Origin of the sequence: Acuticoccus mangrovi, from assembly GCF_016411865.1 — a bacterium.
Classification (GTDB): domain Bacteria; phylum Pseudomonadota; class Alphaproteobacteria; order Rhizobiales; family Amorphaceae; genus Acuticoccus; species Acuticoccus mangrovi.
In genome coordinates, this window is the sequence record NZ_JAEKJA010000011.1 from 126,569 (window position 1) to 146,140 (window position 19,572).

Below are 19,572 nucleotides of genomic sequence, written 5' to 3' on the forward strand. Positions count from 1 at the left end.
GACGTCGGAACCACGGCGATAGACATCCGTGGCGTTTGCCGATGTTTTCGCTTGGTTCATCGGGTGACGTCGACGCATGACGACAAGTTCATGCCACAATGACGACACCGTTCCGCCAGATATTCTGTTTCCTGCGCGTCATTTAGCTCATGTTCAAGATGAGCATCGTCTTATTATCTACGAGGCAATTGCCTGCGCGCCCGCATCCTCTGGTGCGGCGAAAGACCCGGGCGGACCGCCGGGGCGAAAGGATGAGGCTATGGACCATGGTCACGGGATACTCGTCGTCGAAGACGAGGCGCTGATCGGCTTCGACCTCGCAGATCTCCTCGCCGACGCCGGTTACACGGTCTGCGGTCCGTTCGCCAAAGTGTGTGACGCTATGGAGGCCGTGCGGGTCTCACCCATCGCCCTCGCCATCCTCGACGTGCATCTCGGCGAGGGGGAGACCAGCGGCAGCATCGCCGAGGCGCTCAGCCGCGACGGCACGCCGTTCATGTTCGTCTCCGGCTACAGCGAGGCGGGCAGCGAGGTGCTGCGTCAGTTCCCCGACGCGCGCCGCGTGTCGAAGCCCTGGGATCCCGACGAGCTGCTCGCCCTCGTCGCCCAATATTGAGCCCGTCCGGGCGCCGGGCCGACGTCAGAGGTCGGACGCCCCTTCCATGGTGAGGAAGTCGAAGTCGCAGCCCTCGGGCGCCTGGGAGACCCGCGCGGCGTAGAGGGCGCGGTAGCCCCGCTTGGGCGCCTCCGGCGACCGGTGGGTGACGAGCCGCGCCGCGATCTCCGCCTCGGGCACCAGGAGGTCGATGGACTTCTCGCGCACCGACAGGCGGATGCGGTCGCCCGTGCGCACGGCCGCGAGCGGCCCGCCCACCGCAGCTTCCGGCGCGATGTGGAGCACGATCGTGCCGAACGCGGTGCCCGACATGCGCGCGTCGGAGATGCGCACGATGTCCTTCACCCCCTGCCGGGCGAGCCGCTTGGGGATCGGCAGATAGCCCGCTTCCGGCATTCCCGCCGCGATCGGGCCCGCATTCTGCAGCACCATGATGTCGTCGGCCTCGATGTCGAGGTCCGGGTCGTCGATGCGCTTGGCGAGGTCCTCGAGGCTCTCGAACACCACCGCGCGCCCCTCGGTCTCGAAGAGCGCCGGCGTCGCGGCGGCGCGCTTGAAGATCGCGCCGGACGGGGCGAGGTTGCCGCCGAGGGCGATGAGCCCACCCTCGGCCGACACCGGGTCGGCGAACGGCCGGATCACCGCGCGGTCGACGAAATCGAACGGCTCGTCCAGCCGCTCGGCGAGGGTGCGGCCGGTAACGTCGATGGTGTCGAGGTGGAGGAGCGGCCGCAGCTCGCGCAGCACCGCGCCGACGCCGCCGGCGGCGTAGAAGTCCTCCATGTAACCCGCTCCGACGGGCTTGAGGTCGACGAGGACGGGCGTTTCGTCGGAGATGGCGTTGAGCCGCTCGGCATCGATGCGGATGCCGCGCCGGCCGGCGACGGCCGCGAGATGCACCACCGCGTTGGTGGAGCCCGACACCGCCATCAGCACCCTGAGCGCGTTCTCCACCGCGTGCGGAGTGATGATCTCGGACGGGCGGATCGGCGCCTCGACGAAACCGGCGGCCACCGTCCCCGCCGTCTCGGCGGCAACGAGGCGATCGGCGTGCACGGCCGGAATGGCGGCGGTGCCGGGCAGCGACATGCCGAGCACCTCGGCGATGATCGCCATGGTGCTCGCCGTGCCCATGACGGCGCAGCTGCCGGCGGTGGTGGCAAGGCGCGATTCCACCGTGGCGATCTCCTCGTCGTCCACCTCGCCGGCGCGATATTTCGCCCAGAAGCGGCGACAGTCGGTGCACGCGCCGAGACGCTCGCCGCGGTGGCGCCCGGTCATCATCGGCCCGGTGACGAGCTGCACGGCGGGAATATCGGCGGAGGCGGCGCCCATCAGCTGCGCCGGCACGGTCTTGTCGCAGCCCCCGATGAGCACGACGGCGTCCATCGGCTGGGCGCGAACCATCTCCTCCGTGTCCATCGCCATCAGGTTGCGATAGACCATGCTCGTCGGATTGAGGAACACCTCGCCGAGCGAGGTGGTGGGAAAGGCGCGCGGCAGCGCCCCCGCGGCGAGCACCCCGCGCGACACCGCCTCGACGAGCTCGTCCATCGTCCGATGGCAGTTGTTGAAGTCCGACGGCGTCATGGCGATGCCGACGATCGGCTTGTCCAGCATCTGCCGCGACAGGCCCATGGAGCGGGCGAAGGAGCGGCGGAGATAGAGCGCGAAGTCGCGGTCTCCGTAGTTCGTCAGCCCGCGAGCGATACCCTTGTCCGCGCCCATCTCAGTGTCCCCTTCCGACTATCCGGCAGCCACGATCTCGGATCGCGTGCTCGTCCCCTCGCACAGCGCGGTGCGATGGAAAAGAGGGGCCAGCGCTAAGCTTTTGAAAGATGGTGGGCGGTACTGGGATTGAACCAGTGACCTCTGCCGTGTCAAGGCAGCGCTCTCCCGCTGAGCTAACCGCCCGGGTTCGTCGTCAGCGAGCGCCCCCTATAGCGGGGGAAATCGTGCTCGGCAAGCGCTCACGCATATTCGAGCATGCGACCCACTTCGCGCACCAGCTCGCGCAGATGGAACGGCTTCGACAACACCTTCGAGCCGCGCGGCGCGCCGTGCTCGCCGTCGAGCGCCACGGCCGCGAAACCGGTGATGAACATCACCCGCAGGTCCGGGTCGAGCCGGGCCGCCTTGCGGGCGAGCTCGATGCCGTTCATCTCCGGCATCACGATGTCGGTGAGGAGCAGCGAGAACGGCTCCTCGCGCAGCCGCTCGTAGGCCGCCTGCCCGTCGTTGACGGCGGTCACCTCGTATCCCGCCCGCTCCAGCGCGCGGGTCAGGAAGCGCTTCATGTCGTCATCGTCTTCGGCGAGCAGAATCCGCACGGCAGTCTCGCGAAAGGCCTCGCCCCTCGCGCCTCTTCCACTGAACAACGCCCCATCGTGCCCGCACTCATGTAAAGTCGCGGTCAAGCGTCTCGCTTTCGGGAGGCTTACCAGATCGTGCAAAATCGATGGGATCGGATTATTCCTGCCCTAAATTGGCAAGATCAGACTACGTGAGGGCGATATGGGGGCCGCGCAATCGATATGAGAATCGTTGACGACTTCTCCGAAGGGCCGGCCTTCGAGATCCTCGAACCGACCGCACCGGCCGTCCCCTTCGTCTTCAACGCTCCTCATAGCGGCACCACCTACCCGCGCGATTTGCTGCAACGCACAAAATTAGACCGCCTCACGCTGCGTCGATCGGAGGACACGTTCGTCGACGAATTGTTCGACGGCGTGGTGAGGAAGGGCGCGCCGCTGATGCGGGCCCACTTCCCCCGCGTCTATCTCGACCTCAACCGCGAGGACAACGAGCTCGATCCGGCGATGTTCAGCGGCCCTCTCAAGGCGCCCGTCAACGCCGATTCGGCACGGGTTGCCGGGGGTTTGGGGGTAATCGCCCGGATCGTCGGCGAGCGCCAGGACATCTATGCGAGCCTGTTGCCGCCCGCCGAGGCGGAGCGCCGCCTCGACACCTACTACCGCCCCTACCACCGCGCCCTGGCAAGCCGGATCGACGCGACGGTGAACGCGTTCGGCACCTGCGTCCTCGTCGACTGCCACTCGATGCCCTCCGGCGCCGTCAAGTTCCTCGACGAGAAGGCCACCGCCCGGCCCGACATCATCCTCGGCGACCGTTTCGGCACCAGCTGCTCGCCGCTTCTCACCGACGAACTCTCCCGCCTGCTGCGCCGTCGCGGCTTCGTGGTCGGCCGCAACCGGCCCTACGCGGGCGGCTTCATCACCGAGAAATACGGCACCCCGCCGCGCGTTCACGCCATCCAGATGGAGATCAACCGCGCGCTCTACATGAACGAAGCGACCTTTGCGCGGTCCGACGGCTTCATCGATCTCCAGGAGGCGCTCGACGAGGTGTGCGCCGAACTCATCCAGTGGTTCGCTGCCGTCCACCTCGACACCGGCTGGTCCATGGCGGCCGAATAAAAAAAAGGCCGCTCCGAAGAGCGGCCTGAAGTCTAGGGAGGAAACGCCCAAGGAGGGCAGCGGGACGACCAACGTCGTCCTGCGCTGCAACAAATGAGGCCGCGGCGCACAATCGTCAAGATGCCTGTTTCGCAATCAGCCGAAAAAATTGCCCACTCAGTCGGCATCTCCCGTTCAATGAACTCACGGGTTATTTAAGGTCGCCGAATAGGGCAATAAATTCAGTCCCCTAAAAAACTCCCTTGAGAATGGCCCCGCCCAATGATTGACGTATCCCGATCCGCATGCCTCCCATGCGTATGATCAAAGACGACTTTTCGCTGCTCGACCGGCTCGCGGAGGCCTCCGCGGAAGCCATTTTGCCGCACTTCCGACGCCTCTCCGGCGTCGAGAACAAGGCTGACGACGGCTTCGATCCGGTCACCCAGGCCGACAAGGCGGCCGAGGCGGCGCTCCGCGCGATCCTCGCCAGCGAGCGGCCCGACGACGGCATCCTCGGCGAGGAATTCCAGAACCACGCCGGCAGCAGCGGCCGTACCTGGATCATCGATCCCATCGACGGCACCCGCGGGTTCATGATCGGCTTGCCGGTGTGGGGCGTCCTCGTCGCCCTCGCGGACGCATCGGGCCCCGTCCTCGGCATGATGAGCCAGCCCTATGTGGGCGAGCGCTTCCTCGCCTCCCCCGACGGCGCCTTCCACGTCGATCGCGCGGGCCGTCGGACGCCGCTCGCGACACGCCCGTGCGCGAGCCTCGACGCGGCAATCCTCACCACCACGAGCCCGGACGGCTTCACCCCCGAGGTGATCCCCCGCTTCGCCGCCCTCGCCCGCCGCTGCCGCATGGTGCGCTACGGCACCGACTGCTACGCCTATGCGCTGCTTGCCGCAGGCCACGTGGACGTGGTGGTCGAGATGGGGCTGAAGCCGTTCGATATCGCCCCCTTCGTGCCCATCGTGGAGGCGGCCGGCGGGGCGATCACCGATTTCGCGGGCGAGCGCATCGGCCCGACGCTGCCCCATACCTTCAACGGCGAGGCGGTGGCGGTGGGCGACGCCTCCCTGCTTCCGGCCGTGCTCGAGGTGCTGAACGGCTGAGCCCCGGCGGTGTCGCGCCGATGGGGACCGCCGGCGCCCCTCAGTCGCGACCGGGCTTGTCGATCGCGGACTGGTGCACCTCCCGCACCAGCTCGAGCCAGGCCTTCGCCGCGTCGGACAGATATCCGCTGCGGCGCCAGGCCACGCACATGACCCAGGCCATGTTCGGCTCGCCGAGCAGCACCTCGCGCACCGCGGGGTGCGGGCTCTGGGCGGCGAGCATGCGCGGCAGGAACGTCACCCCCATCCCGGCGCCGACGAGCTCGACCATGAAGTCCGTCTGGCTGCTCTCGGCGGCGATCGTCGGCTCGAAGCCCGCCTTGCGGCTCCGCTCCAGCACCAGACGGTGGAGGGCGAAGCCACCGTCGAACAGGATGAACGGCAGGTCCTTGAGATCGGCCAGCGAGAGCGAGGAGCGCTCGCCGAGCGGATGGTCCGCCGGCAGCAGCACCACCAGCGGCTCGCGCCGCACCGGCTGCCAGTCGAACTCCTGCGACGTCGGCGCCAGCATCCCGGCGACGTCGATGTCCCCCGCCCGCAGGATCTCTTCGAGCTCGGTGCTGCCGTGCTCCACGAGGCGGATCTCGATGCCCGGATGGCGCTGCCGGTAGATCGCCAACAGCGGCGCGAACAAGGTGGAGCTGCCGACCGACGGAAGGCCGAGCCGCAGGACGCCCCGATTGAGACCGCGGATCTCGTCGAGCTCGGCGAGCAGGTCGTCGCGGTCGGCGAGCAGCTTGATGCCGCGCTGATAGACGATCTCGCCCGCCGCCGTCATGACGCTGCGGTGGCCGATGCGATCGAACAGCGGCAGCCCGATCTCGTCCTCGAGCTGCTTGACCGCCTTGCTGACGGTCGACTGGGTGGTGAACACCGCTTTGGCCGCCTGCGAGAAGCCACCCTGACGGACGACTTCGACGAAGGCCCGGAGCGTTCGAAATTCCATCAGCATTCCATAGGGGAATAGCGAGAAGTCGCCCAATTCATTTTCGCCATGCGGCAACAGGACATAGCTGTAGCGTATGGACCCACGCGCTCTCCCGATCCGTCCCCAAACGCCCGTTGTCGAGGCACGGCCGACGCCCGCCGCCGCGACGCGCCGGATGCGCCGCCGCTCGGCACTCCCTCGGGGCACTCGCTGGACAATCGACGCGCCGAGGGATGGCACCGCCCGGGCCCTTCATGTCGGCCGGACGGAAGGTGCGAAAGGACACTGACATGGCCTATGCAACGATCAATCCCTACACGGGCGAAACCGTCGCGACGTTCCCCGACGCCACGGACGGCGAGGTGCGCGCGGCGCTCGACAAGGCCGATGCGGCCTTCCGCCGCTGGAAGGAGACGTCCTTCGCCGAGCGGGGCCGGGTGCTCCAGAAGGCCGCCGATCTCCTGCGCCGCGACAGCGACGCCTACGCCAAGCTCCTGACGCTCGAGATGGGCAAGCTCGTCGCGGAGGCGAAGGCCGAAGTCGAGCTGTCGGCGAAGATCTTCGAATACTACGTTCGCCACGCCGAGCGACTGCTTGCGCCGCAGGACCTGCCGGTGCTCGATCCGGCCGAGGGCAAGGCGACCCTGGTGCACGAACCGCTCGGCATCCTGTTGGCGATCGAGCCCTGGAACTTTCCCTACTACCAGATCGCCCGGATCCTCGCGCCGCAGCTCGCCGCCGGCAACACGCTGCTGCTGAAGCACGCCTCCAACGTGCCCCAGAGCGCCGCCGCCTTCGACAAGCTGATGCGGGAGGCCGGCCTCGTCGAGGGGGCGTTCGCCAACCTCTACGCCACGCGCTCGCAGCTCGAGATGATCATCAACGACCCGCGCGTGCACGGCGTCGCGCTGACGGGCTCGGAGGCGGCCGGCGCCGTCGTCGCCGCCCAGGCCGGCAAGGCGCTCAAGAAGTCCACCATGGAGCTCGGCGGCGCCGACGCGTTCGTGGTCCTCGCCGACGCCGACCTTCAGAAGACCGTCGACTGGGCGGTGTTCGGGCGCCACTGGAACGGCGGCCAGGTCTGCGTCTCCTCCAAGCGCATGATCATCGCCGATCCGGTCTACGACGCGTTCCTGGAGCGCTACCGCAAGGGCGTGGCGGCGCTGGTGCCGGGCGATCCCTTCGACGAGAAGACCACGCTGGCGCCGCTCTCCTCGCAGAAGGCGGCCGACGACGTGAAGGATCAGATCCGCGCCGCGGTGGAGCACGGCGCCAAGGCCGAAGAGGTCGGGCCGCCGGTCCCCAACCAGGGCGCCTTCGTGCAGCCGACCATCCTCACCGAGGTCGGCGAGGACAACCCTGCCCGCTATTGGGAATTCTTCGGCCCGGTCTCGATGCTGTTCCGGGCGAAGGACGAGGACGACGCGGTGCGCATCGCGAACGACTCCCCCTTCGGTCTCGGCGGGTCCGTGTTCACCGCGAACGCCGCGCACGGCGAGGCGGTGGCGAAGAAGATCTCCACCGGCATGGTCTTCGTGAACCATCCGACCAAGGTCGAAGCCGACCTGCCCTTCGGCGGCGTCCGGCGGTCGGGCTACGGCCGCGAGCTCCTCGGCCTCGGCATCAAGGAGTTCGTCAATCACAAGCTCATCGGTGTCGTCGACATCGACGCGCACTTCTGAGCATCGGCACCTAGATCGGGGCGTCCGCCCGGCGGACGCCCCGACGGGACAGGAGGAGTTTCATGGCTCTCAACGGAAAGACCGCGCTGGTGACGGGGGCGAGCCAGGGCATCGGCCGCGGCATCGCCCTGCGCCTCGCCAAGGACGGCGCCAACGTCGCGCTGGTGGACATCAAGGCCGACAAGCTCGAGACGGTGCGCGGCGAGGCCGAGGCGCTCGGCGTCAAGGCCACCACCTTCGTCGCCGACGTCAGCAAGCGCGACGAGGTCCACGCCGCGGTCGACCATGCGGAGACCGCGCTCGGCGGCTTCGACGTGATGGTCAACAACGCCGGCATCGCCCAGGTGAAGCCCCTCGCCGACGTGACCCCCGAGGACACCGACCGCATCTACAACATCAACATCAACGGCGTCCTGTGGGGCATCCAGGCCGCGGCCCAGAAGTTCATCGACCGCGGCCACAAGGGCAAGATCATCAACGCCTCCTCGATCGCCGGCCACGACGGCTTCGCCATGCTCGGCGTCTATTCGGCGACCAAGTTCGCCGTGCGCGCGCTGACCCAGGCGGCCGCCAAGGAGTATGCGAGCCGCGGCATCACGGTGAACGCCTACTGCCCCGGCATCGTCGGCACCGACATGTGGGTGGAGATCGACGAGCGCTTCGCCGAGATCACCGGCGCGGCGAAGGGCGAGACCTACAAGAAATATGTCGAGGGCATCGCGCTCGGCCGCGCCGAGACGCCGGACGACGTCGCCGCTCTCGTCGCCTTCCTCGCCGGCGACGATTCCGACTACATTACCGGTCAGGCCATCCTCACCGATGGTGGTATGGTCTACCGCTGACAGGAAGGCACGGAGAGTCCGATGCACGCCATGGTGCTGAACGCCGTCGGTGCGCCCCTCGTCTGGACCGAGCTTCCCGATCGACAGCCCGGTCCCGGCGAGATCCGCGTGGCGGTGTCGGCCTGCGGCGTCTGCCGCACCGACCTTCACGTCGTCGATGGCGAACTCCCGGACCCGCACGTGCCGATCATCCCCGGCCACGAGATCGTCGGGCGCATCGACGCGCTCGGCGAGGGGGTGGAGGGGCTGCGGATCGGCGAGCGTGTCGGCGTGCCGTGGCTCGGCCACACCTGCGGGGTCTGCCCCTACTGCCGGAGCGAGCGGGAGAATCTGTGCGACACGCCGGAGTTCACCGGCTACACGCGGGACGGCGGCTACGCGACGGCGGTGGTGGCCGACGCCCGCTTCGCCTTCCCGCTCGGCGAGGAGGGCGAGGACACCGCCCTCGCTCCCCTCCTGTGCGCCGGCCTCATCGGGTGGCGCTCGCTGTCGATCGCCGGCGAGGCGGAGCGGCTCGGCCTCTATGGCTTCGGCGCCTCCGCGCACATCATCGCCCAGGTGGCGCGCTGGCAGGGGCGGTCCGTCTACGCCTTCACCCGCCCCGGCGATACGGCGACGCAGGAGTTCGCCCGCGGTCTCGGCGCGGTGTGGGCCGGCAGCTCGGACGAGGCGCCGCCCGATGAGCTCGACGCCGCGATCATCTTCGCCCCGGTGGGCAGCCTCGTTCCCGCGGCACTAAAGGCCGTCCGCAAGGGGGGGCGCGTGGTCTGCGCCGGCATCCACATGAGCGACATTCCGCGCTTTCCCTATGCCCTCCTCTGGGAAGAGCGGCAGGTGGTGTCGGTCGCCAATCTCACGCGGCAGGACGGGATCGACTTCCTCGGCCTGGCGCCCAAGGTGGGCATCGTCACCCAGACGACGCCCTACCCGCTGCGCGAGGCGAACCAGGCGCTCGACGACCTGCGCGCCGGCCGTTTCGAGGGCGCGGCAGTGCTCGTTCCCTGACGCGGGAGAACGACCCGCCCTCCGGGCGCTACCGGCCCGCCGCCGTCAGCCTTTCGAGGTCCTCGCCGGAGAGCGTCAGAGAGGCCGCCTTGGCGAAGCTCTCCACCTGCGAGACGCTGGTGGCGCTCGCGATCGGCGCCGTCACTCCCTCCTGGGCGATCAGCCAGGCGAGGGCGACCTCGGCCGGCTTGGCACCGTGGGCCGACGCCACGTCCTCGAGCACGTCGAGCAGGCGCATGCCGCGCTCGGTCAGATATTTCTCGACCATCCTGGCGCGCTGACGGCCCTTGAGGTCGGCTTCGCTGCGATACTTGCCGCTCAGGAAGCCCGAGGCGAGGCTGAAGTAGGTCACCACGCCGATATTCTTCTCGATGCAGAGCTGGCGCAGCGGCCCCTCGAAAGTCGCGCGGTCGTAGAGATTATACTCGGGCTGGACCACCTGGTAGGCGGGCAGGCCCTCGGCCTCGGCGGTGGCGAGGGCCGCGGCGAGGAGATCGGCGTCGTAGTTCGAGGCCCCGATGGCGCGGATCTTACCCGCCTTCAGGAGCTTGTCGTAGGCGCCGAGCGTTTCGGCATGGCTCGTGTCGGGGTCCGGCCAGTGCGAGAAATAGAGGTCGATGAACTCCACCTTGAGGCGCGCCAGCGAGTTGTCGACCGCCTTGAGGATCCAGCCTTCCGACAGGCCCTTCTCGCCCGGGCCGCCCATGTCGGAGCCGACCTTGGTGAAGAGCTTCACCCTGTCGCGCATGCCGGGGCGCGCGGCGAACCACTTGCCCAGCACCGTCTCGGACTCGCCGCCCTTGTGGCCCTCGGCCCAGGCCGAATAGACGTCGGCCGTGTCGATGGCGTTGAAGCCGTGATCGACGAAGGCGTCGAGCACGCGGAAGCTCTCCGCCTCGTCGGCCGTCCAGCCGAGGACGTTGCCGCCGAAGACGATGGGCGCGATGGCGAAGCCGGTCGTCCCGAGTGTTCTCGTTTCCATCTCGAATCTCCTGATGGCTCAGATCAGCGCCCCGCCGCCGTCGACGAAGACGGTGGCGCCGGTCATGTAGGAATTGGTCATGAAGGCGAGCGCCTGAATGGCGATGTGCTCCGGCGCTCCCACCAGGCCGACGGGCAGGCGTTGCGCTGCGCCGTCGAACATCGCCTTGCGCCCGTCGCCCGCGAGCCCGTCGTACATCTCGGTCATGACGAGGCCGGGCGAGACGCAGTTGACGCGGACGGGGGCGAATTCGAGGGCGAGGCCGCGCGTCAACCCTTCGAGCCCGGCGTTGATGGCGCCCTGGATGGCGGCCCCCGCCTTCGGCCGGATCGACAGGAAGCCCGAGGTGAAGGTGAGCGATCCACCCTCCCGGATCCGCGCCGCGCGGGCGAGGCGGTAGGCGCCCCAGAACTTGGAATCGAACGAGGCGTAGGCGTCTTCGAGCGGCAGCTCGCGCACGGCCGCGACCTTGGTCTTGGCGGCCGAGCAGAACACGTGGTCGAACGCCGGGCGCGCGGCGAAGAAGCGCTCGAGCGCCGCCGCGTCGCCGGTGTCGAGCGACACGCCCTCCGTCGCCCCGCCGAGGCGGCCGAGGGCGCGCTCGACCTTCTCCGGCGAGCGCGAGGCGATGGTGACCGTCGCGCCGGCCGCGAGCGCCGCCTCGGCGACGCCGAAGCCGATGCCGGACGAGCCGCCGAGAACCAGGATCGTCGCGTTGGTGAGCGTCATCTCACGTCTCCTCTTGGTCATTGGCCGCGGCCGGCAGCCAGCGCGTCGCGGTGACGCCGGGGTCATACGCCATCGGCGCCGGCAGCGCCTCGAATTCGATCAGCAAGCCCCAGGGGGTGAGGCCGAAGCGGCCGCGGTTGCCGGCACCCTCCTCCTGTCCGCTCAGCCGATAGGGTCCCTCGAGGAGGCTCCCGCCGGCCGCGGCGAAGCGCTCGGCGGCGGCGTCGATGTCGTCCACCGTCACGCTGAAATGGCTGATGCCGATGTCGGAAATGCTCGCCGCGCGGTGGCCGCGCGGACGATCGATCTCGAAGATCTCGATGTTGGGTCCGTTGCCGAGCCGCAGCATCGACACGGCGACGATCGCCGTGTCCCGCAGCAGCCCGTTCTTGGCGCCGATGTCCTCGCCCCGAAGCGGTGCGCGGCGTTTGTCGGTGAGGGAGAAGAGCGGCTCCGCGCCGAACGCCTCCTCGAAGAAGCGGACGGCCTCGGCGTGGTCGGGCACCGTGATCCCGACGTGCTCCAGGCCGCGGAAACTGGCTTTGTCGCTCACGGGTCCTTCCTTTCGCGCGACGCGTCGGCGGGCGGCCGTCGGTCCGGCCGCCGGCTTGACCGCGCCTCTCCTCCCATCAGATGGCGTTCTGTCGTAAGAAAAAATTCGCGCGGCGCCGCAAACTGAGTTCGACTGAGCCGAAGAATGGACGACACGAGACTGATGCGCCTCTTCATGGCCATCGTGGATCATGGGACGTTGTCGGCCGTGGCGCGCGCCTGGGGCGTCGCCCCGTCGACGGTGACGCACGGGCTGAAGCAGCTTGAGGACCGCCTCGGGGCGCAGCTCGTCCTACGCACCACGCGACAGCTGTCGCTGACGGCGGAGGGCGACCGATTTCTCGGCCACTGCCGCCGCATCCTCGCCGATCTCGACGAGGTGATGACCGACTTCTCCGAGCGTGGCGCACTCACCGGCAGTCTCGGCGTGACGGCGACCAACGACCTCGGGCGTCAGCGCATCGCCCCGCTGATCGACGAGTTCATGCGGATCCATCCCGACCTGCGCATCCAGCTCTTCCTGAGCGACACAGTGGTGGATCTCGTCGACGCCGGCTTCGACGTCGGCATCCGCACCGGCCCCTTGCGGGACTCCGACCTCAAGGCGCGTCTCCTCCTGCGCGGACGCAAGCTCGTCTGCGCCTCGCCCGACTACTGGCGACGGCACGGCAAGCCGGCGCACCCCCGCGAGCTCGCCGATCACAATTGCCTCGTCCTCGGATCGCGGGAGGAGACGCAGGCCTACTGGTCCTTCCGCGAAGGGGCCGACCGCTTCCGGGTGCGCATCACCGGCGACCGCACCGTGAACGACGGGCAGGCGTTGAAGGACTGGGCCGTCGCCGGCGCGGGCGTCGTCATGAAGTCGGTGTTCGACGTCGCCGACGACCTCGCCGCGGCGCGCCTCGAGACGGCGCTCGACGCCTTCACCGGCGAGGCGACCAACCTTTACGCCGTGTTTCCCCCGCGCGGCCACGACTCCCGCCGGGTCCGCGTGTTCCTCGACCATCTGGCGGAGGGCCTCGCCCGCACCTGAGAGGCCCGGCCGCGGCGCCTCCCGCGAGGCGACGCGCCGCGACCGTCGCCGCTACAGCACCTTGCCGGGATTGAGGATGCCGTTCGGGTCGAGCGCCGACTTCATCGAGCGGAAGAGGTCGAGCTCGACGGGGGATTTGTAGCGCCGCAGCGAGGCGCGGTAGCGCTGGCCGACGCCGTGCTCGGCGCCGAAGGTGCCGCCGAGGCTCATCGCGATGTCGTGCACCATGCCCGTCACGCGCGCCCCGAGCGCGGCCGGCTCGGCGGTGTCGTGCGCGAAGGTGACCGTATAGTGCACGTTGCCGTCGCCCATGTGGCTGACGCAGAACACCTCGGCCTGCGCGAAGGCCTCCGCCACGGCCGCATCCGCCCGGTGCAGGAATTCGGGGATCTGCGCGATCGGCACCCCCACGTCGTGGGTGAAGTTCAGACCGTGCCGGCGGTTCGATTCCGACACGCTGTGGCGCAGCCGCCAGATGTCCTCGATCTGGGCGCCGGACTGGGCGACGACCGCGTCGGCGACGATGCCGTCCTCCAGCGCGCCGGCGATCGCCGCCTCGAGGCGCGCCGTGAGATCCTGCGACCGCTCGGCGCTCTGGAGGTCGACGAGGACGTACCACGGGTGGCCCGGCAGCGGATTGCGGTTGCCGGGAACATGCCGGCAGACGATGTCGAGCTGCGAGGCGGAGAGAAGCTCGAAGGCGTCGAGCGAGGAGCCGAGCTCGCCGTGGCAGTGCCGCAAGAGGGCGGCGGCATCGTCGGCGCTCGCGACGGCGACGAGAGCGGTCGCCTGCAGCGTCGGCAGCGGGAAGAGCTTCAGCGCGACGCGCGTCACGATGCCGAGCGTGCCCTCCGAGCCGACGAACAGCGCCTTCATGTCGTAGCCGGTGTTATCCTTGCGCAGGGTGCGCAGCCCGTCCCAGATGCGGCCATCGGCGAGCACGACCTCGAGGCCGAGCACGAGGTCGCGCATCGTGCCGTAGCGCAGCACCGCGGTGCCCCCGGCGTTGGTGGAGACGTTGCCGCCGATTTGGCAGCTTCCCTCCGACGAGAGGGTCAGCGGGAAGAGCCGCCCCTCCGCGGCGGCCGCCGCCTTGAGGTCGGCGAGCACGCAGCCGGCGCCGGCGATGATCGCGTTGTTCTGCGGGTCGACGCGCTCGACTCGGTTGAGGCGGCGCACGCTGAGGAGCACGCCGCCGCTCGCCGGCAGCGGCACCGAGCCGCCGCACGAGCTGGTGTTGCCGGCCTGCGGAAACACCGGCAGCCCGCGCGCCGCGCAGAAGGCGACCACCGCGGCCACCTCGGCGGTGTCGGCCGGCTGGCAGACGCACAGCGCGTCGCCCTTGGTGCGGTGGAGCCAATCTTCATAGAAGGGTTCGGTATCGTTCGGGTCGGAGAGGACGTGGCGGGCGCCGACGATGTCGGCGAGCCCTTCGAGCACGTTCTCCCGGCTCGCGGTCGGAACCGCGGCGGGGTGGTTCATGAGTCGGCCTTGGCAAGCTCTTCGGGACGCAGCAACTCCCACGCTTCGGTGACGGTGGAGTAGTCGCGGTAGCCCATCCGGGCGATCGGGCGGGCGGCGGCGGTGTCGAAGCGGCCGTCGCGAACATATTCGTCGCGGATGTGGGTCTGAACCACCTGGCCGATCACGTAGTAGCGGTCGACCGGGTTGCCGTCGCGATCGTGGATCTGCGTCGCCTCGACGGTGACGCACTCCAGCGCCGCCGGGCTTTCGGCGACGAAGGGGGTGGCGATCTCGACCGACTGGCCGAGCGTCAGCCCCGCCAGCTCGAACTCGTTCGCCCCGTCCGCGACGGCCGCGGAGGAGACGTTCATCGCCTCCGTCAGCGCCTCCGTCGCGAGCGAGAAGGTGAATTCCCCCCGCTCCTTCGCGTTGACGTAGGAGTGCTTCAGCCCCTCGCTGCTGAACAGGATCATGTGCGGGTGCGAGCCGAGCGCGGCGAAGAAGGAGTAGGGCCCGAGATTGGGCACCCCGTCCGCGTTCAGCGTGCCGATCCAGCCGATCGGACGCGGAGCGATGATCGCCTTGAACGGATCATATTTCAGGACCGAGGGCCGGGTTGCGCCATAGTGCATGACTTCATCCTTTGTGCGCCGCGTCAGCCGACGAGGTAGAGCGAGATCTGGGGGAAGAGCACGAGGAGGGCGAGCAGCACGATCTCCATCGCCACGAACGGCGCGACGCCGCGGAAGCCGACCTTGGTCGGCGTGCCCGTCGCCGCGGAGGCGATGAAGACGTTGAGCCCGACCGGCGGCGTCACCAGCCCGATCTCCGCCGTCTTGGTGATCAGGACACCGAACCAGATCGGATCGAAGCCGAGCCCGGTGATGATCGTGTAGGAGATCGGCACCGTGAGCACGAGGATCGCGAACTGGTCCATCAGCATCCCGAGGACGAGATAGACGAGCAGGATGCAGACGAGGACGACGTGCGGCCCCACCTCCGACGTGGAGATGAGCTGGAGCAGCGTGTTCGTGACCTGCGTGTAGGTCATGAAGTAGCCGAACATCAGCGCGCCGAAGATGATGGTGACGATCATCACCGTGGTGCGCAGCGTGTTACCGATCGCCTGGACGAAACCGCGCCAGGTGAGACGCCGCAGGATCACGGAGAGGACGAACGCGCCGACGGCGCCCAGCGCCCCGACCTCGGTCGGCGTCGCAAGCCCCGAATAGAGCGCCCCGAGCACGATGGCGACGAGCACGCCGACGGGCCAGACGCGGCCCTTCTGCTTCAGCTCGCTCCCTTCCGCGTTGACGAGGGCGTCCTCCATCCGCGGCGCGTATTGCGGCCGGCGCCACAGGACGAGCGCGATGGTGAGGCCGTAGCCGAGCGCGGTCAGGATGCCGGGGCCGATGCCGGCGATGAAGAGGTCGCCGATGCTCTCCTCGGTGAGGATGCCGTAGACGACGAGCGCGATCGACGGCGGGATCATGATCGCGAGCGTGCCGGAAATCGCGATGGTGCCGACCGACAGCCCCGGCTCGTAGCCGAGCCGCTTCATGGTCGGATAGGCGGCGCGGGCGATGGTCGCGACCGAGGCGGTCGAGGAACCGGACGTCGCCGCGAGCACCGCGCCGGCGAGCACGCACGCCATTGCGAGGCCGCCGCGCAGCCGCCGCATCAGGCGATTGCAGGCGATCATCATGTCGTCGGCGATGCCGCCGGCGGAAAGGAATTCGGACATCATCACGAACGAGGGGATCGTGAGGATCACGTAGTTCGACACCGTGTCGTGCACGATCTTCGACATCAGGCCGAGGATCAGCTGGGGGGTGCCGATGAAGATGAGCGAGACCGAGCCAGCGACACCGAGCGCGAAGGCGACCGGAATGCCGATGACGAGGAGCCCGATGAGGAGGAGGATTCCGATGAGAATCATGTGGCTTTCTGCGCCGTCAGTGTTCGGAGAGGTCGGCGGCGACGACAGGCCGTAAGGTGTCGACGAAGACTCGCAGGGTGAGGACGGCAAGGCCGATCGGGACCCAGATCCACGACCACCCGACGGGCCAGTCGATGATGCCCATCGTGTATTCCTGGTTGGCGAAGGCGGTGTAGGTCTTTTCCGCCGACAGCCAGCACAGCACCGCGAGATAAGGCAGGGCGATGATGTTGCCGATGCGGAACAGGAGGTGCTGGACCTGCGGCGGCAAGGTGGCGAGGAGGAGCGCGATGCGGATGCGCCCGCCCGCGCGGTAGCCCCACGGCAGCGCCAGAGCGATGCCGGCGACCATCAGATAGCTCTCCGTCAGCGTGAACTGGAAGGTCAGCGGCGCGGAGAAGAGATGACGCGACACCGCATCGGTGGTGACGAGCACCATCGTACCCGCGAGAACGGCTCCCGCGATGACGGCGAGGAGGTTCTCGACGGCGCGCAAGGCGCCGTCGACCGGGGCAATGAAGCCGGTGGTTTCGCTCATGCGCCGAGAGCCGCCGTGTACGTCTCGAGCGCCTTGTCGCCGGGCAGTCCGCGTTCGGTCAGGCGATCCGCCCACTCCTGCTGCACCGACTTCATCTTCTCGTTGATCAGCGCCAGCTGATCGTCAGGGAAGTTGTATACGTTCATGCCGATGTCCATGAACTTCTTGGCGAGCGTCTCCTCGGAGGTCTTCATCACGTCGGTGATGTTGCCCTCCGTCCAGACGCCGGCCTCGAGCATCGCATCCTGGATGTCCTTGGGCAGCGAATCCCACTTGGACTGGTTGATGCACATGACGTTGGAGAAGTTGCCGAACGAGCCGTTGCGGCTCGCCGCCTTGCACAGCTCCGCGATGCCGTAGCCCTCGATGGTGAGGTAGGACGAGATCGTCGCGTTGACGGTGCCGCGCTGCATGGCGACGTAGATGTCGCCGGCGGCGACGTCGACCGGCGAGCCGCCGAGCGCCTGGATCGCGAGGTTCGTCGAGCCGCCCGCGGTGCGGATCACCTTGCCCTTGAAGCCGTCGAGCGTCGTCACCGCCTCGTCGGTCGCCACGTACTGGTAGGGCGGGAAGGCGAGGCTCCAGATCGGGACGAGGTTGTTCTTCTTGTACTCCTGGGCGAACATTTCGTCCTTGATCACCGCACCATAGGCGCTGATCACCTCGCCGGCGGAGCTGCCGAGGCCGGGGAGCATGGTCACGCCGTTGAGCGGCATCTGGTCGGAGGCGTAGCCGACGGGAATCGGCGCGGCGTCGGCGAGACCGCCGGAGATCGCGTCGAGCAGCCCCCTCAGCGGCGCGAGCTGGCCGGCCGGGAAGTACTTGTAGCTGACGGCGCCGTCGGTGAGCTCGGTGAGCTTCTTCATCCACGGCTCGACGCCGGCTGCGGAGATGACGTGCTTCTGCGGGCTGCCGCTGATGACGGTGAGCTGCACCGCGGAGGCGCCGCGCACGATGGCCGGCATCGCGAGTAGAGCGGTGCCCGCCATCGTGGATTTGAGGAGCGTGCGTCGTGTCGGATTCATGGGTTTCATCCTCCCTGATTTTCGGTTTTCGAGCGGACTGGTGGGTCAGCCGATGGGGCGGGTTGCCGCGAACGATGGCCGCGCGCGCATGCGCTCCGAATGGGCGGCGAGCGCCGGCCGGCCGTCGTGCGGATCGATCTCGCCGTGGCGCAGCGCGATCCACTCGGACGCGACCGCGATGGCGACATCAGCGTAGTCGAAGGCGGCCGTGTCGCTGAGCCGCTCTTCGACAGCGTCGAAGGCCCGGACGACAGCGGCGAGGTTCATGTCGATGACGCGCGCGCCCTCCTCGCTCGGCGTGCGCATCGTCTTCTCGACCCGGGCCGCCAGGCCGCGGTCGAGGATGCCGACGGCGAGGCCGACGAGTGCCAGTCGCGCAGGGTCGGCATAGGCGGGCGCCACCAGACGTGATCCGCCGATACGGTCGAGAAAAACCGCGATCAGATCGGATTCGGTAAGCACAACCTCGCCAGTGTCGAGTGCTGGGACGCGACCGACCGGGTTCGTTTCCCAATAGCCGGAGGACCCGTCTCGCGGATTGACGATGGTCTCTTCCACCTCATCCGAGAGTTCGAGTTCGCGAACGAGGATTCTCACCTTCCGTGCGTACGGAGAGTTCCCCGTTACGTAAAGTTTCATCAACCGCCTCCCACCGGCATTTTTTGGAAACGCTATGCGCTGCCTCAGCGTTTAGGCAAATGGAAAGATCGCAACTATGATTCGAAAAAATTGAATTGTCAGATGTGCAGCTGAAAGTGTTCCCGATAGCGGGCGGCGGTCTCCTGAAGCGTCTTGACGAACAGCGCCGACACGGGTGACAGCGCCTCTCCGCGGCGTGCGATGACGCCGATCTTGCGCGACACCCGACGGGCGCGGAAGGGCACCGCGACGAGCCGCGACGCGGCGAGGAAGTTGGGGTCGACGACCGGCATCACCGTCGCGCCGAGGCCGCCCGCGACGAGCGCATAGAGCGTCGGATATTGCAGCGTCTCGTAGCGGGGGACCACCTGAATGCCGGCCTCGCGGGCGAGCTCTTCGAGCACCGTGCGGGCCGTCGAGCCGGGGACGGGGCATAAGAGATCGAGATCGCGCAAGTCGCACGCGACCGCGTAGCCCCGCCGCACGATGGGGTGTTTTTCGGGCAGGATCAGGTGGAAGAGCTGCTCGAACATGCGCTCGAAGGTCAGCGTCGGCGGCACGTCGGTGTAGGGGCCGATGCCGAAGTCGACCGCCCCCCGCTCGACCGAGTTGACGACGTCGTCGCGCAACCCCTCGAACAGCGAGATCTTGACCTCGGGATGCTCTATGCCGAGCGCCTCCACGACCTTCGGCACCAGGCTGACGGCGATGGTCGGCGACACCGACAGCTCGACCTTGCCGGAGAAGGTGTCGCCCTGGCCGCGGAAGTCGCGGATCAGGCGCTCGGTCTCGTTGAGGATGCGGCGCGAGCGGGCGAGGAACTCCTCCCCCGCACCCGACAGGTGGACGTGGCGGGTGGTGCGCACGATGAGCCGCACGCCGAGGATCGCTTCGAGCTGGTTGATCTGGGTCGTGATGGTCGAGGGCGAGCGGCCGACGGTCTCGGCGGCACGCTTGAAACTGCCGAGCTCGGCGACGGCGACAAACGTCGCGATCAGTCCCATGATCCGCTGGTCTTGCATCCCGTTCGCCTCGATCCCTCCCACCGACGTCAGAGACCGAAA

General features: G+C 68.3%; 20 protein-coding genes and 1 tRNA gene. 7 read left to right on the top strand and 14 right to left on the bottom strand.

What is annotated here, in order from left to right; genetic code table 11:
• The first annotated feature begins 259 nt into the window (after positions 1-259).
• On the top strand, positions 260-616 hold the full coding sequence (locus tag JCR33_RS14380) for a response regulator (protein WP_198882787.1): 357 nt from the start codon (positions 260-262) through the stop codon (positions 614-616).
• Positions 617-640: 24 nt separating this feature from the next.
• Here JCR33_RS14380 and JCR33_RS14385 read toward each other — a convergent pair whose 3' ends face one another.
• The 3 genes from JCR33_RS14385 to cpdR form a co-directional block, all read right to left on the bottom strand.
• The gene (locus JCR33_RS14385) at positions 641-2,344 is read right to left on the bottom strand and encodes a dihydroxy-acid dehydratase (protein ID WP_198882788.1); all 1,704 of its coding nucleotides are present in this window, start codon (positions 2,342-2,344) and stop codon (positions 641-643) included.
• Positions 2,345-2,455: 111 nt separating this feature from the next.
• Positions 2,456-2,530, bottom strand: a tRNA-Val gene (locus JCR33_RS14390).
• A gap of 56 nt (positions 2,531-2,586) precedes the next feature.
• Entirely contained in the window at positions 2,587-2,946 is a 360-nt protein-coding gene (cpdR, locus tag JCR33_RS14395; RefSeq protein WP_332461195.1) for a cell cycle two-component system response regulator CpdR, read from the bottom strand.
• 204 nt (positions 2,947-3,150) lie between these two features.
• Here cpdR and JCR33_RS14400 point away from each other — a divergent pair, with 204 nt between their 5' ends.
• Positions 3,151-4,053, top strand: coding sequence for an N-formylglutamate amidohydrolase (locus JCR33_RS14400; RefSeq protein ID WP_198882789.1), 903 nt, complete (start codon positions 3,151-3,153; stop codon positions 4,051-4,053).
• A 293-nt stretch (positions 4,054-4,346) separates the two neighbouring features.
• Positions 4,347-5,150, top strand: coding sequence for an inositol monophosphatase family protein (locus tag JCR33_RS14405; protein ID WP_211110310.1), 804 nt, complete (start codon positions 4,347-4,349; stop codon positions 5,148-5,150).
• Positions 5,151-5,190: 40 nt separating this feature from the next.
• Here the strand turns inward: JCR33_RS14405 and JCR33_RS14410 are convergent, their stop codons facing one another.
• On the bottom strand, positions 5,191-6,096 hold the full coding sequence (locus JCR33_RS14410) for a LysR family transcriptional regulator (RefSeq protein WP_198882790.1): 906 nt from the start codon (positions 6,094-6,096) through the stop codon (positions 5,191-5,193).
• 272 nt (positions 6,097-6,368) lie between these two features.
• Between JCR33_RS14410 and JCR33_RS14415 the strand changes: the two genes are divergently transcribed.
• From JCR33_RS14415 to JCR33_RS14425, 3 genes are all read left to right on the top strand, one after another.
• Positions 6,369-7,760 (top strand): NAD-dependent succinate-semialdehyde dehydrogenase, encoded by a 1,392-nt coding sequence (locus tag JCR33_RS14415; RefSeq protein ID WP_198882791.1) that lies wholly within the window; start codon positions 6,369-6,371, stop codon positions 7,758-7,760.
• A gap of 62 nt (positions 7,761-7,822) precedes the next feature.
• A complete protein-coding gene (locus JCR33_RS14420; RefSeq protein ID WP_198882792.1) occupies positions 7,823-8,602 on the top strand; it encodes an acetoin reductase in 780 nt (259 codons plus the stop codon).
• A 21-nt stretch (positions 8,603-8,623) separates the two neighbouring features.
• Positions 8,624-9,607, top strand: coding sequence for a zinc-dependent alcohol dehydrogenase family protein (locus tag JCR33_RS14425; protein WP_198882793.1), 984 nt, complete (start codon positions 8,624-8,626; stop codon positions 9,605-9,607).
• A gap of 28 nt (positions 9,608-9,635) precedes the next feature.
• On the opposite strand, the gene JCR33_RS14430 is transcribed toward JCR33_RS14425, so the two are convergent.
• The 3 genes from JCR33_RS14430 to JCR33_RS14440 are packed head-to-tail and all read right to left on the bottom strand — an operon-like array spanning position 9,636 to position 11,871.
• Complete coding sequence (locus JCR33_RS14430) at positions 9,636-10,589, bottom strand: aldo/keto reductase (RefSeq protein WP_198882794.1); 954 nt, start codon at positions 10,587-10,589, stop codon at positions 9,636-9,638.
• A gap of 18 nt (positions 10,590-10,607) precedes the next feature.
• Positions 10,608-11,318 (bottom strand): SDR family oxidoreductase, encoded by a 711-nt coding sequence (locus tag JCR33_RS14435; protein ID WP_198882795.1) that lies wholly within the window; start codon positions 11,316-11,318, stop codon positions 10,608-10,610.
• 1 nt (position 11,319) lies between these two features.
• A complete protein-coding gene (locus tag JCR33_RS14440; RefSeq protein ID WP_198882796.1) occupies positions 11,320-11,871 on the bottom strand; it encodes a VOC family protein in 552 nt (183 codons plus the stop codon).
• Positions 11,872-12,015: 144 nt separating this feature from the next.
• Here JCR33_RS14440 and JCR33_RS14445 point away from each other — a divergent pair, with 144 nt between their 5' ends.
• Positions 12,016-12,903, top strand: coding sequence for a LysR family transcriptional regulator (locus tag JCR33_RS14445; RefSeq protein ID WP_198882797.1), 888 nt, complete (start codon positions 12,016-12,018; stop codon positions 12,901-12,903).
• Positions 12,904-12,954: 51 nt separating this feature from the next.
• Here JCR33_RS14445 and JCR33_RS14450 read toward each other — a convergent pair whose 3' ends face one another.
• The 7 genes from JCR33_RS14450 to JCR33_RS14480 all read right to left on the bottom strand — a co-directional run bounded on the left by JCR33_RS14450 (position 12,955) and on the right by JCR33_RS14480 (position 19,530).
• Positions 12,955-14,385: an FAD-binding oxidoreductase gene (locus JCR33_RS14450; RefSeq protein WP_198882798.1), complete on the bottom strand. Its 1,431-nt coding sequence runs from the start codon at positions 14,383-14,385 to the stop codon at positions 12,955-12,957.
• Positions 14,382-14,999: a flavin reductase family protein gene (locus JCR33_RS14455; protein ID WP_198882799.1), complete on the bottom strand. Its 618-nt coding sequence runs from the start codon at positions 14,997-14,999 to the stop codon at positions 14,382-14,384. Before JCR33_RS14455 ends, JCR33_RS14450 begins: the two co-directional genes overlap by 4 nt.
• Before the next feature lie 23 nt (positions 15,000-15,022).
• The gene (locus tag JCR33_RS14460; RefSeq protein ID WP_198882800.1) at positions 15,023-16,306 is read right to left on the bottom strand and encodes a TRAP transporter large permease; all 1,284 of its coding nucleotides are present in this window, start codon (positions 16,304-16,306) and stop codon (positions 15,023-15,025) included.
• Positions 16,307-16,322: 16 nt separating this feature from the next.
• Positions 16,323-16,844: a TRAP transporter small permease gene (locus JCR33_RS14465; RefSeq protein ID WP_198882801.1), complete on the bottom strand. Its 522-nt coding sequence runs from the start codon at positions 16,842-16,844 to the stop codon at positions 16,323-16,325.
• A complete protein-coding gene (locus tag JCR33_RS14470) occupies positions 16,841-17,869 on the bottom strand; it encodes a TRAP transporter substrate-binding protein (protein WP_211110311.1) in 1,029 nt (342 codons plus the stop codon). Before JCR33_RS14470 ends, JCR33_RS14465 begins: the two co-directional genes overlap by 4 nt.
• Before the next feature lie 45 nt (positions 17,870-17,914).
• On the bottom strand, positions 17,915-18,508 hold the full coding sequence (locus tag JCR33_RS14475) for a glutathione S-transferase family protein (protein WP_198882802.1): 594 nt from the start codon (positions 18,506-18,508) through the stop codon (positions 17,915-17,917).
• A gap of 98 nt (positions 18,509-18,606) precedes the next feature.
• Positions 18,607-19,530, bottom strand: a complete 924-nt coding sequence (locus tag JCR33_RS14480) for a LysR family transcriptional regulator (RefSeq protein WP_198882803.1) — start codon at positions 19,528-19,530, stop codon at positions 18,607-18,609.
• Positions 19,531-19,572: the final 42 nt, after the last annotated feature.